The organism is Pseudomonas sp. B414 (assembly GCF_055408445.1).
The window spans coordinates 1-14,288 of record NZ_JBUZTQ010000056.1 but is presented as its reverse complement, the minus strand read 5'-3'; the positions used below and the strand labels follow the sequence as shown (position 1 = coordinate 14,288).

At 55.7% G+C, this 14,288-nt stretch carries 17 protein-coding genes and 1 pseudogene; 11 read left to right on the top strand and 7 right to left on the bottom strand.

What is annotated here, in order from left to right:
* Positions 1-390 precede the first annotated feature (390 nt).
* A complete protein-coding gene (locus ACZRMH_RS25060; protein ID WP_095021495.1) occupies positions 391-672 on the top strand; it encodes a type II toxin-antitoxin system RelB/DinJ family antitoxin in 282 nt (93 codons plus the stop codon).
* Positions 644-976: a type II toxin-antitoxin system YafQ family toxin gene (locus tag ACZRMH_RS25055; protein WP_095021494.1), complete on the top strand. Its 333-nt coding sequence runs from the start codon at positions 644-646 to the stop codon at positions 974-976. The genes ACZRMH_RS25060 and ACZRMH_RS25055 overlap by 29 nt, the downstream gene beginning before the upstream one ends.
* A 35-nt stretch (positions 977-1,011) precedes the next feature.
* On the opposite strand, the gene ACZRMH_RS25050 is transcribed toward ACZRMH_RS25055, so the two are convergent.
* Positions 1,012-1,575 carry a recombinase family protein gene (locus ACZRMH_RS25050; RefSeq protein WP_095039481.1) on the bottom strand — a complete coding sequence of 188 codons (564 nt, stop codon included), beginning with the start codon at positions 1,573-1,575 and terminating at the stop codon, positions 1,012-1,014.
* Positions 1,576-1,935: 360 nt separating this feature from the next.
* Here ACZRMH_RS25050 and ACZRMH_RS25045 point away from each other — a divergent pair.
* From ACZRMH_RS25045 to ACZRMH_RS25035, 3 genes and pseudogenes are all read left to right on the top strand, one after another.
* Positions 1,936-2,031 (top strand): annotated as a pseudogene (locus ACZRMH_RS25045) (helix-turn-helix domain-containing protein); the annotation flags it as partial.
* 340 nt (positions 2,032-2,371) lie between these two features.
* Positions 2,372-2,614: a hypothetical protein gene (locus tag ACZRMH_RS25040; RefSeq protein ID WP_095008861.1), complete on the top strand. Its 243-nt coding sequence runs from the start codon at positions 2,372-2,374 to the stop codon at positions 2,612-2,614.
* Positions 2,615-2,885: 271 nt separating this feature from the next.
* The gene (locus tag ACZRMH_RS25035; RefSeq protein WP_464015728.1) at positions 2,886-3,161 is read left to right on the top strand and encodes a hypothetical protein; all 276 of its coding nucleotides are present in this window, start codon (positions 2,886-2,888) and stop codon (positions 3,159-3,161) included.
* A 244-nt stretch (positions 3,162-3,405) separates the two neighbouring features.
* Here ACZRMH_RS25035 and ACZRMH_RS25030 read toward each other — a convergent pair whose 3' ends face one another.
* On the bottom strand, positions 3,406-3,984 hold the full coding sequence (locus ACZRMH_RS25030; RefSeq protein WP_464015727.1) for a hypothetical protein: 579 nt from the start codon (positions 3,982-3,984) through the stop codon (positions 3,406-3,408).
* Positions 3,985-4,089: 105 nt separating this feature from the next.
* Here ACZRMH_RS25030 and ACZRMH_RS25025 point away from each other — a divergent pair, with 105 nt between their 5' ends.
* The gene (locus ACZRMH_RS25025) at positions 4,090-4,647 is read left to right on the top strand and encodes a hypothetical protein (protein WP_464015726.1); all 558 of its coding nucleotides are present in this window, start codon (positions 4,090-4,092) and stop codon (positions 4,645-4,647) included.
* Here ACZRMH_RS25025 and ACZRMH_RS25020 read toward each other — a convergent pair.
* The 3 genes from ACZRMH_RS25020 to ACZRMH_RS25010 all read right to left on the bottom strand — a co-directional run bounded on the left by ACZRMH_RS25020 (position 4,644) and on the right by ACZRMH_RS25010 (position 5,958).
* Entirely contained in the window at positions 4,644-4,904 is a 261-nt protein-coding gene (locus tag ACZRMH_RS25020) for a hypothetical protein (protein ID WP_464015725.1), read from the bottom strand. The genes ACZRMH_RS25025 and ACZRMH_RS25020 overlap by 4 nt on opposite strands.
* 112 nt (positions 4,905-5,016) lie before the next feature.
* Positions 5,017-5,319 carry a hypothetical protein gene (locus ACZRMH_RS25015; RefSeq protein ID WP_464015724.1) on the bottom strand — a complete coding sequence of 101 codons (303 nt, stop codon included), beginning with the start codon at positions 5,317-5,319 and terminating at the stop codon, positions 5,017-5,019.
* Complete coding sequence (locus ACZRMH_RS25010; RefSeq protein WP_464015723.1) at positions 5,320-5,958, bottom strand: AAA family ATPase; 639 nt, start codon at positions 5,956-5,958, stop codon at positions 5,320-5,322.
* A gap of 164 nt (positions 5,959-6,122) precedes the next feature.
* Between ACZRMH_RS25010 and ACZRMH_RS25005 the strand changes: the two genes are divergently transcribed.
* Entirely contained in the window at positions 6,123-7,091 is a 969-nt protein-coding gene (locus tag ACZRMH_RS25005; protein WP_464015722.1) for a DNA-binding protein, read from the top strand.
* Between the two features lie 282 nt (positions 7,092-7,373).
* Here ACZRMH_RS25005 and ACZRMH_RS25000 read toward each other — a convergent pair whose 3' ends face one another.
* Positions 7,374-8,174 carry a 3'-5' exonuclease gene (locus ACZRMH_RS25000; protein WP_464015721.1) on the bottom strand — a complete coding sequence of 267 codons (801 nt, stop codon included), beginning with the start codon at positions 8,172-8,174 and terminating at the stop codon, positions 7,374-7,376.
* A gap of 309 nt (positions 8,175-8,483) precedes the next feature.
* Between ACZRMH_RS25000 and ACZRMH_RS24995 the strand changes: the two genes are divergently transcribed.
* The 4 genes from ACZRMH_RS24995 to repC all read left to right on the top strand — a co-directional run bounded on the left by ACZRMH_RS24995 (position 8,484) and on the right by repC (position 13,395).
* Positions 8,484-8,879, top strand: a complete 396-nt coding sequence (locus ACZRMH_RS24995) for a plasmid mobilization protein (protein ID WP_464015720.1) — start codon at positions 8,484-8,486, stop codon at positions 8,877-8,879.
* Entirely contained in the window at positions 8,876-11,419 is a 2,544-nt protein-coding gene (locus ACZRMH_RS24990) for a relaxase/mobilization nuclease domain-containing protein (RefSeq protein WP_464015719.1), read from the top strand. The genes ACZRMH_RS24995 and ACZRMH_RS24990 overlap by 4 nt, the downstream gene beginning before the upstream one ends.
* A 271-nt stretch (positions 11,420-11,690) precedes the next feature.
* Entirely contained in the window at positions 11,691-12,554 is an 864-nt protein-coding gene (locus ACZRMH_RS24985; RefSeq protein WP_464015718.1) for a helicase RepA family protein, read from the top strand.
* Positions 12,541-13,395 (top strand): replication protein C, IncQ-type, encoded by an 855-nt coding sequence (gene repC / locus ACZRMH_RS24980; RefSeq protein ID WP_464015717.1) that lies wholly within the window; start codon positions 12,541-12,543, stop codon positions 13,393-13,395. Before ACZRMH_RS24985 ends, repC begins: the two co-directional genes overlap by 14 nt.
* 510 nt (positions 13,396-13,905) lie before the next feature.
* On the opposite strand, the gene ACZRMH_RS24975 is transcribed toward repC, so the two are convergent.
* Positions 13,906-14,136: a hypothetical protein gene (locus ACZRMH_RS24975; protein ID WP_464015716.1), complete on the bottom strand. Its 231-nt coding sequence runs from the start codon at positions 14,134-14,136 to the stop codon at positions 13,906-13,908.
* Between the last annotated feature and the right edge of the window lie 152 nt (positions 14,137-14,288).

The following is a 14,288-nucleotide window of genomic DNA, read 5'->3' as shown; positions in this document are numbered from 1 at the left end:
ACCAGGTGCAGGTGGTTGTCTCAAAAAAATGGGCGATTTTGATAGACCTGCTCTCAATTGGCGACCAGCAAAGCAAAGTCGCCTGGCGGCACCAGGCCCCGGAACACCCGGCGCCATGAAGCCGGCACCGGGCATTCCGCGACCTAACCTGTTCAGCGCAGCGGCATAATCACTCTAAAACCAGACAATGGGGTGCTGGTACGCCAAAAGTGTGGGGAATGGCCACCACCAGTGGCCCACATTTCACCCAGGAGCGTGCTGTGTGTGGGGGGCAATTGAACATAGGGTGCGATGACCGGAATGAGTAGGCGTGACCTCTCATTCTATCGGTACTGCTTGCTATGTATCTCATTTGAGATACATTGTGTGTTATTCACCCAGGAGGTCGTTATGGCTACCCAAACATCCATGCTGCATGTCCGTATCGATGATGACATCAAGGCTCAGGCCAACGCTGCGTTAGGCCACATGGGCATGAGTATGTCCGAAGCCGTGCGGATCTTTTTGCACCGCATTGCGGTTGATCAGGCTTTCCCGCTCGAACTAAAAGTTCCCAATGCGAAGACCCGCTTGGCTATGGCCGAAGCGGAAGAGATCGTGCGGACTAACAGTGCGCGCTTTGAATCAATTGACGAGCTGTTCGATGACCTCAAGAAAAACAGCGGCGAGTAAACGTGCGGCGTTACCTCGCGTGTCTGACTACGCGAAGACCTTCCTAAAAGATTGGGAGCGACTTTCCCGCTCCGGTCGTTTTGATCTTAACCGGCTCAAGGAAGTCATGATGCTGCTGGTCTCCAATGACGGAGCTTTAGCGCCTGAATGGTTAGACCATCCGTTAAAAGGCAACTGGGTTGGCTTTCGGGAGTGCCATGTTGGTGGAGATTTCCTGCTGATTTACCGCCTAGCTGCTGAAAGCAAACAAGAGCAAATCGTCTTCGTTCGAGCAGGAACCCACGCTGACCTTTTCGAGGAGTAGTAAAGGCACTGGGGGCTTCACATAAGCCCCGTTAGCTATTGAGGTAAAGCACGGTATAGCGTGGCGCGATGAACACCCAGAAGACGTGCAACCTCGGCCACTGACTGACCCTCATCGATCAACCGTCGCGCATGGGCTATCTGCTCAGGAGTCAGAACAGGCTTTGGCCCAAATCGAACGCCTTTGGCTTTCGCGGCAGCTCGGCCAGCACTGGTACGCTCGCCAATGAGGGAGCGCTCGAAGTCAGCAATCCCGGCGAAGATCGTTAAAACCATGCGCCCAGCTGGTGAGGTGGTGTCGGCCCATGGCTCAGCAAGTGAACGCAGACCTGCCCCTATGGTTTTGAGTCGCTCCGCAATGTGAAGCAGGTCGGTCGTTGACCTGGCCAAGCGATCTAATCGCGTCACAGTCAGCACATCTCCTGGTCGCAAATGATCGAGCAACCGACTCAGTTCGGGACGGTCTTGCTTAGCCCCGCTGACCTTCTCTTCGAAAATACGCTGACACCCGTTTTGTCCTAGCGCAATCCGTTGCTGCTCCAGATCCTGACCTTGCGTCGAAACCCGAGCGTATCCGATCTGCTGACCTTCGTTTTCCATGAAGCACCTGTCGCATAACTTGTCGCAGGTAAATTACCATTCGCGACAGATTTACGCGACAACTCCGAACCAACGAATTCGGCAGATCAGGGCTTGTCGCATAACTTAGGATTAGTGCGGCAATGGAAGCGGCAGCAACAGCCTTCTTCCTACGTCCCGAAGTTGTTATGCCCGACGCCAGTCGGTTGTAGTGCTTCAGGACTTAATGGTGTGCACCGTTATTTTGGAGGCTCCACGGTCTGATAGCTGTATTTCTTGCATCCGTTTGGTTGAACCAAATGACCTTGAGGAGTCCGACACGGATATCCGCGAGGACTACAAGAACTTGCTGCATACACTGACCACTTGATGAACACCATGGTGGCCATGGCCCAGTCCAAAGAGCTGACCAACCATAGCCTGCCGGGAGTCGGTTATGTGTTTGGCGGTCGCGACCACACCACTGTCTTTCGCGCATGAGACAAGATTACTCAGTCTCAAAAAATATGGTGAGCCTTATTAATTTGCACGATAAAAAATATTGACAAATTAAGATAATTATGGGTTGTGGTATAATCAAGCCTTTATAAACGAGGAAATACACGATGGCGATTACAGAGCAATTTAGTTTCGATTTTTCCGCCCCACTCATTGACGACCATTCGATTACTCAACCTTCTCCAGGTCGAGTTTTGGCTGTGCTCGAAACGCCCACCCTGTCCGCAGAGCAACCCCAGTATGGAGTTTTTCTGCCAAAGCGAATGCGGGATGAGATCAGCCGAAATAATGGTGGTCGAATTTCACAAGGACGTTCGCTATGACGGGCCATTCAGAATTCAACTCCATGCTGTCCACGCTCCTGACGATGCATGAGCAGGGAAAGCGTCCAGATAGCGCTTTTATCGAAGCAAATGCTGATGTTTTCGAGCAGCTTTGGGCCAAGGGGTTTGGTTGCTTTCGTATTACTCGAATGGTCGCGGGCAATATCATGTCCAGACCAATGTATTCGGGAGTGCTGACCCCTAGTGGCATCGCGGCGGCCAAGGCGCTTCAGCGGTAAGAGTCCACCAAGCTCAGGCTCAGGGTTGCTGATTTTAAATTGCCCTGGTGCCGCTGATAGACAACCAAGCCCGCTTAGACCGGGCTTTTTTATTTGTGACGATTGAACATAAGCGGCGATTATTCGAACTGAGCAGACCCAATTGAGAATTTTTCGCATTTACTATTAACCCGCTTTTGGCGATTTTGGGAAACCCCCGGAAAAAGGCCCCTGGCGCCGGCCCTATGCTGGCCTCTCAACCGATAGGAAAGGGTTCTCCGGAGAACCATTAGTGGCGGTGGCCGAGCTGAAAAGCATGCAAACCCACCCCAAAACCCTGCGGATTCCGGCTTTAAGCTGGCCGCTTACTTTTTTGAGGGAAAGCACCATGTTCAATTTTTGGAAAAAACGCCGGGAAGCCGAGCAGCAGCGCAAATTCGAGGCAGTGATGGACGCACACGAAGCGGTTTTGGCGCTGTATGAGCCGGCCAGGCCGGCGACTCTGCAAGACGAGCTGGCCGCCGTGAAGGCGAGTTTTGAGCGTGGGTTGAGTGATGATCAAGGGTGATTTTGCGTGAACCAGGATGATCAAAAATGATCAATGAACCTTGTATACCCTTGTAGATCCTTGCATAATCAACTTGCGACTTAGTCGTGTACCACAGGGTGGTTACAGGGATCCGAGAGGATCGCACCCCGTTACTGGGCAACCAGTTCGCCGAGCGCGACGCAAGAACGACCTGCCCCGTCGAACGCATGCAATCGACGGCTGAGAATCCCACCTAGAGTGGGATTCGCCGTTTCTGGGCCCTTCATTTTTTCTTCTGGAAGCGGTTCCGGACTTCTTTCGGAAACTGCCCATCCCGCTTTGCCCGCGTGTCTGCTGCCACTTTGAAGATGCTGAAGCCCTTCTTTTTGATCGGTACCCCAGGTGACCCTTCCCCCAGCCGTGCAAAGAAAGCGCTGGTGACATGGATCCGCAACTTCCGGTTTTCCCGAAAGATGGCCATGCAGATCTTGAACGGCTCGATTTCACCGCTGGCGTTGTTCATCACGTTCAGGGTAAAGAAGGTCTCGCCTTGCACCAGGTAGACCGTCGCGCCGGCGAGTTTTTCCAGCATGCCCCGCAGCTGCTTGGACGCTTCGTAGCGCTCCAGGCAGATGAACCGGCTTTCGCGGCCATCGGCGTACTTCAGTGGTAGGTTCTGCTCGGTGTCGTCCTTGGTGAAGCAGTGCAGGCCATAGGTGACGACAAAGCAAAACGGATCCTTGCCTTCCTCTTTTTGGAAAATTACTTCATGACTGTCCAGGTGCCCGAGGTCATACGACACCCCTGCGTGCTCGAACGGCTCCCAATGCTGCAAAGCGTCAACGTGAAATGTTTTAGGCAAGCCAATCCCTCGGACGCTGTGAGACGCTGTTATTAGAATAAGTGTCGATTTTACCTGAAAAAACCACTGCCATTTGGAGCTGTGACGCTTTGACCAGGAGGACGCATGGAGCTGGATCTGGATGAGGACATTGGCGCGCTTTGGCACGCCGCGAGCCAGGTGCTGAACGCCGAGGCTTTACAGCAGGCAGTCGACGACCTGGCCGGGGAGCCGATGGCCCGCAGCGTCTGCTGGTTTCCCTTGCACCACACGCCGGCGCGGCTGTTGCCGCTGCTACAGCCGTATGTGCTCGAGCGGAACCGGCCCACGGGGTGGCGGTGGGAAGCCATGCCGGCGAGTGTCTGTTTACCTGATGGATTGGTCGAGCGCCTGAGTCAGCGCCTGGCAGCGGCACTCTGGCGGCTGGTCGGCGAGCGCTTGCGGCCTGACGTGTTGGCCACGTTGCTGCAGCAGTGGCTGGACGGCGAACCGGCCTACGGCCTCGGCGAGCTGGTCGTGCTCGATCCCGTCACCCACGGGCGGGCCTATGAGGCGATCCTGGGCGTTTTGCGGCAACGGCGCATGACTGAGATCGACTGGCACTCGACGACGAGCCTGGCCATGCGTAACGAGCGGTATGAGTACCTCACCCTGCGCCTGCAGCAGTATCTGGTCGTGACCTAAAAAGGCCGTTTCCTCAGCTTGGCCAACATGGCGGCGCGCTCCAGGTCGCGCTGCCGGATGGTCAGCGCCTGCAATTCCCGCAGCAGCACCAGGATGTCTGCCGATGGTGGATCGAGCGTCAGGCAGCCTGACGTCTTGTCGAAGCGCACGCAGCCTTCGGCGCTCTGATAGGTCAGGGCGTCGGGCAGGTCGCGGAAGCCGTCAGCGGGGCTATGCCGCAGCATGGAAAGGGGTTCGAGCAGGACGATTGAATTCATGGCTGCAGGGTAGCAAAGTTGCCTGCCGGCAGCGGGCCCCTGCCCGTCCGGCGCCTGGCGGCACCGCACGTTCAGCGGCCTTATGAAACTTGCGCAAGCTACACAGCTTGTGTTAGTTGCGCAACTTGCGCAACACATCAATAACTTCGTCGTCCGAGTACGTGGCCAGCAGCCCCACGGCGGCTTTGACTACATCACTGCGCGAGGCCTTGAAGTCCCGTGGCAGAAGGCTGAGGCGGTCGATTTCTGCGTCGACCAGCTCATCGAGGCTTAGGTTCACGCGTTTGTAGCGCACTGCCCTGGGCTTCGTCGTGTCGCCGTTGTGGGTCACTTTCGCGGCGCCGATAAACGCGTCAGCGTCTTGGCCGGTAGGGGCAGGGGAGGGCGATTTTCTCAGACCTTTGAGGGTGGACATTTATATGCTCCATAGCTCTGTGGCGAGCTGATTGATTTCTTCTGACGCTTTCGGATCTGTGCCCAGCTCCATGACAGTCATCCCGGATTCATCTGCGTCGTCATATGCGTTCCGGTTGCAAACCAGTGCATTCAGCGGCTGCAGACCGAAAGATTCACAGGCTTCCTTGGCGTCGAGAATCCGAGCGACTTGGCTTGGCAACGTGGGTGCCTGACTGATCACGGCGCGGACGATTACTTGCGGATTGACCGGTAGCGTGAGGCTCACCAGGTGCTCGAGGTTAGCCAGTGTTTTCAGGTCGCGGCGCTTAGGTCGCAGCGGGAACAGAATATGCGTCGCCACAGTCATTGCCGACCGTAGGGTCACGGAGTCTGCCCCCCCGACATCCACGACAATCGCGGCATAACGATTGGCGCGATCCAGAAGGAGTTTGCGCAAGTCGCCCATCCCGTGCTCCACCGGAAGCTCGATCAGCGCTGCATTAGCCTGGCGCTCCTGAGCCCAGAGATGACTGGTCTTTTGAGGATCGGCATCCACCAGCAGGACGTCGTTCCCCTCACGCTTCAACCAGACGGCCAGGTTTTGCGCAATGCAGCTCTTGCCGGCCCCGCCTTTCTCACCACCTACGACCAGAATCATAAATCACCTCTCGCTTGTGTATGTTGTGCAGCTTACACAACTTGCGCAACTTGCGCAAGCATCAGCTCAGAAATAAGTTTGTTTGTTTGTTCATAAGTTTGTTTGTTCGTCCGCATGATGCTACAATAAGTCCATAGCAACGAAACGCATACCGGAGAACCACCATGCGCCCAGCCGAATTCACCGCTGAACAGATCATCGCCGCAGGCCAGGAACTGAAGGAAAAGGGTCGCACCGTCACGGGATTTGCCTTGGCGCAGTTGGTCGGCGGTGGTAAGCCCGCACGCCTCAAACAGGTTTGGGATGAGTACGCGAGCACCCAAGGCGTCGTCGCCGCCGAGCCGGTGGCCGATCTGCCGGTCGAAGTCGCCGAAGAGCTCAAGGCCGTGATCCAGTCGCTGGGTGAGCGCATGAGCAGCCTTGCGCATGACCTGAATGACAAAGCCGTGAAAACCGCCGAGCGCCGGGTGGCTGACGTGGTGCGTGAAGCGGGTGCACAACGAGAGCAGGCGGAGCGCGAAATTGAAGACGCGACAGCCACCCTGGAAGACCTGAACGACAAGCTTGAGCAGGCCCAGGCCGAATCGCAGGGGCTCAAAGAGTCGCTGGTCGCTGAGCAAGGTCGCCGGCAGGCGCTGGAGGTCGAGGTGGCTGGCCTCAAAGCAAATCTGGCCGGGGCTGAGGCGACGGCTCGTGAAACTGCTGAGCAACTGAAGGGGGCGCAGGCCGAAGCCAAACAGCTGGCGGCAAAAGAGCAAGCGGCACGGGAAAGCCAGGCCAAGACTCAAGGCAAGCTGGAGTCGGTCGAAGGTCAGCTGATCGACGCCCAGGCTCGCGAGCAGCAACTCAAAAAGGAACTGAAGGCGCTGGACGGCGAACTGACCACTGCGCGCAATGAAACCCATGCAGCCACCGTGAAACTCACCTCTGCCGAAGAGCGACTGCAAGCCGCTGAACGCGAGCGCGACACAGCACGCGGCGACATCGTCACGATCCGCGATGAGGCCAAGGCTGCGCATACAGAGCTGGGCACCGCCCATGTTGAAATCCAGCGACTGAACAGCGAGATCCAGCGCCTTCAGGTGGAGCTGATCGCGGCGAACAAATCGGCAACAGGGCCGGCACAGAGCTGATAGGGTTTTGCTTGCGCAACTTGTGTAGGTTGCGCAAGTTGCGCAGCGTGTGTCAGCTACCCAAGCTAAGCAGGGTGCTGCTTTGTAGGGTAGGGGAGGGTGCCTGGGGGTTCGCCTCTTCCCGACGCAGGCGGGGGCTAGCTTTATTTATTTGCCCCGTCGCTGTGGAGGTTGCGACCAAAATACTGGTCGCTATCGCTCCATCTGGTTGGTCGCTATCGCTCAGCCGCCGTGCCGGCGAACAGATCAAAATCCTTCACCTGGACGACCTCGAGTTTTTGCTTACAGCACGGCGATGGCTTTAACGACCGCCAGGGCGGTCAGCGCATCACCTGCAGCGCTGTGCTCGATGCCCTGGTGGGCAACTTCGGCTTCGATCCTGGCCGCATAAAGGGAAATGGTGCCGTGGCGGTTCTGCGCACCATAGGCTTTGGCGGCCAGATCCATCGCGCACAGCTCGACGACGCTCCAAGCCCAATAGTCGTCGCCGAAGGCTTTCGCCGTCTGTTGCAGCAAGCGGCTGTCGAAATCATGGTGGAAGGCGACCACCTGTCGACCGTTCAGCAGTTGACGCAGACCAGGGGCAATATCTGGCCAGGTCAACGCGTCGACCAGTTCATCTGCAGAAATGCGGTGTACAGCCTGAGCTTCTGGATGGATCGCGACGGTTGGCCTCAACCTGGTTTCGAGCAACACCTTGCCGCTGCTATCAATCACGGCGAGCTCGATGACCTCATCACCTGAATCAATCCCCGTCGTTTCCGTGTCGATGAACAGGGCATCAGCAGCAAGCCAGGTTTGAGCCAACACCGCCGCCTTGCCTCGCTTGCTGTTCAGCTTTGCTTTGGCCCCGAGCAACTTGCCGGCCTCAATCTGCTTTTCAGTGACCGGCCTTTTCTCGCGCATCGGTACACAGTCGGCAATGCGATAAACACCAAACTCACCGCCATAACCATTCTTGAAGTATTTGACGGGTTGCGCGGCGGGTGATGGTTTCATTCGGTATTCAGCTTTAAGAGTCGACTTCGAAAAACACCTATCCGCTTCTATGGCTTCTTTTCTGAGTTGTTCTAAGTTGATCATAAATCGCTATCTTTTTTATGGTGTTGTAGTAAGTATGGCATATCGTTCTTTTGTTTCAATCAAATATGGTTGACGTATGTGATGCGGTTTCATGATCATGGGTAAGCAGTGTGAAAAAGCAGTAAGAGCAAAACCAAGGCAATCAACCAAATGCCTTTTTTAAGCGGTAGAGCTTAGGAGCCAGGGCTAACTCACTGACGTGAGTTACCTGCGATTTCGCTCCGCTCATCTCCGGCTGGCCTCTTTCGCTGTGCTCAATCGGGCTCGCTGTGCTCACTAAAAACAACAACAAAAACCAGAGCATGAAACATGACCGAAGCCAAACCAAAAACCAAAAGACGGCATGGGCCGATGCCCAAACCTGACGATCAACAGCGAAGAAATCGTGTGTCGATTTTTTTGACTGATGGTGAATTTGCCCAACTCAAAGAAAAAGCCGGCGATTATGACTTGCCCGTCTTTGTGCGTACCCGTGCAATCAACGGCAAGCTCGCACCGCGCACGCAGGTATTGCCGAAACTGAACATCGAGGTTTGGAAGAAGTTGTCCAGGGTGGCCAACAACCTGAACCAATTGGCGAAAGCGCTGAATGGTGGGGTTGATGTCGAGATCAGCGAGGTGCAGAAAGAGCTGGCCGTATTCCGCCTCGCCCTGGTGAGTGGGGGCCTCAAGCCTGAAGCTCGCGAGAAGGAGCCCGACGTATGAAGGGTATGCAGGCAATCTCGCGTGGTAGCGGTTTCGGCGGTATGACTAAATACGGCCTGATCAACGCCAACGGCGATCTGGAGGGGCGGATCATCGGCGGCAATATGAACGGAACTACCGCGCAGGAACTTTCAAAAGAGTTTGGCTTGTCGCGTAAGTTGCGACCCGATATTAAAAAGCCAGTCTGGCATAACAGCCTGCGATCACCAGAAGATGAAAAACTCACAGACGAACAGTTCAATGCTTTTGCTGACGACTATATGCGGCGCATGGGTTTTACCGACGCGCATCAGCGCGTTTACATGATGCACGACGACGAAAAAGGCCGGCACATTCATATCATTGCGAGCCGAATCGGACTTGATGGAACGATCTACTACGGAAAAAACGAAAATCTAAAGTCCAGCAGGCTCATCAATCGACTGGAGAAAGTTCACGGCATCGTACAAACCAAGGGCCCTAATGTTAAAGGCGAGTTAGTGATACCTGATGTTAAAAGGCCAACTTTTGGTGAAGCCGGAAAGTTTAAGCGCACCGGAGAAACTCCAGAACGCGTTGCGTTAACCAAACTCATCGATACCGCGATGGCTGACAAACCCACTGCCTCGGCTTTTGCTGAGCGTTTGGCATTAGCTGGGATTGAAGTTAGAGCAAACTTCAATAAAGACGGGCTCAACGGTTTTAGTTTCAGTCTAAATGGTGTGCCGTTTAAAGGCAGCCAGTTGGGAAAACAATATACGGGCCAAGGCCTGGCAGAAAGAGGTTTGACCTATGTCCCTGATCGAGACCATGCGCAACTCAAAGCCCTCACAGCAGCATCAAGAGGCAATCAGCAGCGTGATCCTGCTGCAACAGACCTTGGAAAAGCTCAACCCGACCGCCGAAATCCAGCAGGCCATTCTCGAGATCAAAAAGCTCCTGGCGATCAGCGGCGAATTGATCGCGAAGGAAGTCGTGAGCTCGACCGAGGCCCTGCTGGAGATTCTGCGGTTGGCCCAGGACGTGGCGAGCAACTTGGGCACGCTGATAGGGCGGAGCGAAGAACAAATGCAGAAGTCGATCACCGCGCTGAAAGAAGCCACGAGAGCGCTGACGTTGATCCAGGAGCCAAAACCGGTGCCGAAAGATCCAATGATGCAGGCGCTGCCGTGGCTCCTGCTCGCATCGATAGCGCTCAACCTAGTGATATTGGGGGTGCTGTTTCTACGGGCGTAGAAGCCTCTTCAGCCGGTGTGATCCTGACGGGCGACAAAGGCAGCGATGAGCTGATTCAAGCGGCGCACAGCGGACGTATGAAGGCTGAGCGCGAAGTGATGGCGAGGCAGAAAAAGCAGCATGCCGAGGATATGTCAGCTGCGAAAAAACGCCAGGCTGAGCTCGACAAGCCCGCGAGCAATCGCCTGTCCTGGCTGTCTGACAGATCCACGGATCCGACCTGGCGAGCGACGGAAATTCAGGCGTTCGCGAAGGCGACGGGGGCCAGCAAATTCGAAATCACCTGCAGCAGCCCGAACCCTGGTGAGAAGCCGGTGAAAAAGGTCTTCACAGCAGAGCAACTGCAGAACCCGGCCACCATCAAATCGATGGCGCATATGTCCGCCAAGCGCTTCGACGTCAGCATCCGACCTGACCCCGCGTCAGGGGTGATTCTGCTAAAAGGCCTGGACGCGGATGGCATCAAAAAGCTCGAAGCGATTGGCCTGCAGCCCGCCGCTGTCGTTGATATTGGTGGCAAAAAAGAAGCGTGGATTGCCACCGGTTCCAAACTGTCGCAAGACGAGCGCACAGCGCTTACACAGCGCCTTGAAACGCTTACGGGTGTCGAGCAAAAGCATGGTGGTGCAGGTGGCCTAGTGGGCTTCTCCAGCAGCCAGCGGGCCGTGAGCCTGAGCGCCTGCCCTGGCCAAGTGGCCCCCGCAGTCGGCGAGCTCCTGGGCGAGGTCAAAGCCCAGCTTTTTGAGGCCAAAGCCGCGCAGCAGCTGGCCAAGCTTGTCGACAAAAATGCGGTGCTCGACAGAGAGCGCGACATCGACACTATCGGCACCATCAAATCGTTGCGGTCATCTTGGATGCGCGACAAAGTCGCCGCCGTGCGGGACGAAGCGTTGCTCTGGGGCAAAAAACCCGCCCAGGCGGATATTGAGCGCGGTGTGATTGAGGCCATGGCCAAGCAAAAAGTGCCCGTGTCGCAAGCGTACCGGGCTGTTTTTAACGAGTCTGGGGTGTGTGCTGGCAATGACCTGGCGGCGGCGAAAGTGGTGACCGAGTGCTATGCCAAGGTTGCCCTGGAGCGCGAGGGGCGATCCTTGGCCGGGGTGGATCTGCACGCCGAGGCGCGGGAGCGCTTCCCGGAGGTGCTGAAACAGGCGGAAAGTGGGACGTTGTCGGAACTGAAGGGCGAGGCTACTGAACAGGCCCAGGAGCGGCAACAGGATCAAAAGCGCCTAGAAGATGAAGCGCAGAAGCGTCTGGAACAGGCCCAGGAAGAGGCGAAAAAGCGCAACGCCCTGGAGCAACAGGACGTAATCAAACCCAAGTAATGAAAACCCCTTGCGTCACTGCTGACACAGCAATACACTGTCAGCAGTGACGATTTAGGGGCTGTTATGAAAGATGCACGTGACAATAAAACCCGAGACCTTTTGGCTCCTCCTGCGACTCCTGGGTCAACCAGGCAAGCGGCGTATGCAGCGCGCATGCGAGCCGCTGGTTATTCCCAGCGCACTTTTTGGCTGACCTCGGAAGAGTCAGCGGCTATCGACACCCTGCTAAAAACAATGAGAGCGGCTGATAAGTCGCCGGAGCACAACAATGCCGATTGATATTTTGCGCGCCTTCGATGAGCAGCAACCCGATCCTGATTTTGTCTGGCCTGGCTTTCTGGCGGGCACGGTGGGTGCTCTGGTCGCACCCGGCGCAACCGGCAAAAGCTTCTGGGCCCTTCAAGCCGCCATGGCCGTGGCATGCCACGTCCCAGGCGGTGATTTGCTTGGTCTCAACCCGACGCAAAATGGCCGGGTTTTTTACATCGCTGGTGAAGATCCTGAGCTAGCACTCATGCAGCGTCTGTACAGCATGAGCAGTCATCTCGACCCTGAGTCGCGACAGTCAATTGCGGAAAACCTGGTGATTGATCCGATTATGGGCAAGCAGCTGAACCTGGTCAGTGACGATCAGCGCAAAGCGTTGATGGAAAAGTGCCGGGGGGCTCGACTTCTAGTTATCGACACGCTGAGTCGCGTTCACCAGCTGGACGAAAATAGCAACGGTGACATGGCGCGTCTGATCGCTGCTTTTGAAGACATTGCTAAAGTCACCGGGGCGGCGGTGCTGTTTTTGCACCACGCAAACAAAATGTCGATCCGCGAGGGGCAGGGCGATCACCAGCACGCGGCGCGTGGCGCCTCATCGCTGATCGACAATGCGCGCTGGTGTGCCTACATGTCGAAGATGACGGCGGACGAGTCCAAGCGCTACTCAGAACGCTCTGGCGGTGCACCTATCCTAGGTCGACGCGAGCAGTTTGTGCGCTACGGCGTCAGCAAACAAAACTATGGTCAGACTCAGCTGGAACAGTGGTTCACCAGAGCTGACGGCGGAGTGCTGATACCTACAACACTGCATGCCGTCGAAAAGTCATCGGCAGGTAATAAAGAGGGCCGTGACCGTGTCTGATATGACTCTCAAGTTTGCTATGCATGACACGATTCATTGCCTCACCCCTGGGCTTTTTCGCAGCATCAAGCGGGGCGACCGCAAAAAGAACAAGCTTGACGTCACTTATGAGTTTGGTGATGGCGAGCGTGTCGAGTTCAGCGGCCCAGAGCCGCTGGGTGACGACGATTTACGCGTGTTGCAAGGTCTGATTGCGATGGCTGGCCCAGGTGGGAAAATCCTGCCGGAATTTCCCGAAACCCGACAAGGATTGACCGTCCGCCAGTTGATGGAATTGAAATGGGGTGCGATCACCAAAGATGGCATGGTGATTAAAGGCAGCTACCGCAACCTGGCCAAAGAGATCGGTTATGTCGATCTTGAAAACACAAAATCGATTCAAGATTCAGTCGAAAGAATGTGGAAAGTCTCTGTCATCGTGCAAAAAGACGGCAAGCGCCTAGGCTTTCGCCTGCTTTCTGAGTACGGGAGTGATGACAAGGAAGGAACGCTGTATGTTGCGCTCAATCCGCAGTTAACGGCTGCAATTGTCGGTGATGTGCGCCATACACGCATCGACATGAAAGAAGTTCGGGCAATCAAGCTCGGCGGGACGCGCTTAGTGCACCAACGACTCTGTGGGTGGGTCGATCAGGGAAAAAGCAAAAAAGTCACGCTAGACACCATCTGCAGCTACATCTGGCCGGATGATGCTGAGGCTGACACAGAGACGAGACGCAAGCATAGAACGCGGGCCAAGCCGATTATCACGGAGCTGGTAAGCATCGGCTGGGGTGTCGTCGAGTATGCCAAGGGCAAGTACGAAATCACCCGTCCGAAGTCCGGTAGCGGCAGCAAATAACCATTCCTCAAAGGCCGGTTACCCGGCCTTTTCAGCGCATTAGGTACCTGTTTGACTGTCCCGCTTTCTGCGGTATACAAGCCTCACATAACCGATTCCAACCCTGTTTTATTGACAAAATGTCAAAGAAACACAGACTTTACCGGCAAAACCACCCCCCTGTTTGACTGTCCCACCCCCCTGTTTGACTGTCCCACCCCCCTGTTTGACTGTCCCAAACCCCCTGTTTGACTGTCCCAAACCCCCTGTTTGACTGTCCCATGGCAAAACGCTGAAACCCTTGTGGCACGGGGCTTACAGAGCTTTATGCGATTCTCATCTAAGATTTATCTAAAATAAATCTAAGAAGCACGGCAAAGACGGCGCCTGCGGCTTGTCTTTTTGCCGCTGACCTACGGTCGTTTGGCCTCTACGCGGATCCAGAGCCAGATCAAGATCAAAAGCACAGTGGCCTGTAAGGTATGGATCAAAAGCGTAGCCCGCTTCGCGGAAGGGGCGATCCCCTGGCAATTACAGCTCTACCACCAGTTGCTTGAGCCCGATCTTGACACAAAACCGCTCAACAGCCGTTAGGCTCGGCCAAACCCTCACAGCTTCGCGCCTGGAACGCACAGGACGCCACGACAGCCCGATACGGCCCTGCAAAGACCATCCACCATCCACGCGCACAGCGCGGCACTCACGCAGCGCCTGATCGCCTATCAGGGCTTCCAGCGTCTCCTGCTGTATCGATTTTTTCACCAGGTGACACCTCGATTCTCAAAAAATGGCCAGAATTTGAGAGACCCTTTTGCACCAGGTGCAGGTGGTTGTCTCAAAAAAATGGGCGATTTTGATAGACCTGCTCTCAATTGGCGACCAGCAAAGCAAAGTCGCCTGGCGGCACCAGGCCC

Excerpts from the sequence above, each read along its gene's own strand:
- ACZRMH_RS25055 (WP_095021494.1), top strand. The coding sequence starts at position 644 with ATGACCTCAAGAAAAACAGCGGCGAGTAAACGTGCGGCGTTACCTCGC.
- ACZRMH_RS24990 (WP_464015719.1), top strand. The coding sequence starts at position 8,876 with ATGAAGGGTATGCAGGCAATCTCGCGTGGTAGCGGTTTCGGCGGTATG.
- ACZRMH_RS24995 (WP_464015720.1), top strand. The coding sequence starts at position 8,484 with ATGACCGAAGCCAAACCAAAAACCAAAAGACGGCATGGGCCGATGCCC.
- ACZRMH_RS25005 (WP_464015722.1), top strand. The coding sequence starts at position 6,123 with ATGCGCCCAGCCGAATTCACCGCTGAACAGATCATCGCCGCAGGCCAG.
- ACZRMH_RS25010 (WP_464015723.1), bottom strand. The coding sequence starts at position 5,958 with ATGATTCTGGTCGTAGGTGGTGAGAAAGGCGGGGCCGGCAAGAGCTGC.
- ACZRMH_RS25040 (WP_095008861.1), top strand. The coding sequence starts at position 2,372 with ATGACGGGCCATTCAGAATTCAACTCCATGCTGTCCACGCTCCTGACG.
- ACZRMH_RS25060 (WP_095021495.1), top strand. The coding sequence starts at position 391 with ATGGCTACCCAAACATCCATGCTGCATGTCCGTATCGATGATGACATC.
- ACZRMH_RS25025 (WP_464015726.1), top strand. The coding sequence starts at position 4,090 with ATGGAGCTGGATCTGGATGAGGACATTGGCGCGCTTTGGCACGCCGCG.
- ACZRMH_RS25000 (WP_464015721.1), bottom strand. The coding sequence starts at position 8,174 with ATGATCAACTTAGAACAACTCAGAAAAGAAGCCATAGAAGCGGATAGG.
- ACZRMH_RS24985 (WP_464015718.1), top strand. The coding sequence starts at position 11,691 with ATGCCGATTGATATTTTGCGCGCCTTCGATGAGCAGCAACCCGATCCT.
- ACZRMH_RS25050 (WP_095039481.1), bottom strand. The coding sequence starts at position 1,575 with ATGGAAAACGAAGGTCAGCAGATCGGATACGCTCGGGTTTCGACGCAA.
- ACZRMH_RS25020 (WP_464015725.1), bottom strand. The coding sequence starts at position 4,904 with ATGAATTCAATCGTCCTGCTCGAACCCCTTTCCATGCTGCGGCATAGC.
- ACZRMH_RS25015 (WP_464015724.1), bottom strand. The coding sequence starts at position 5,319 with ATGTCCACCCTCAAAGGTCTGAGAAAATCGCCCTCCCCTGCCCCTACC.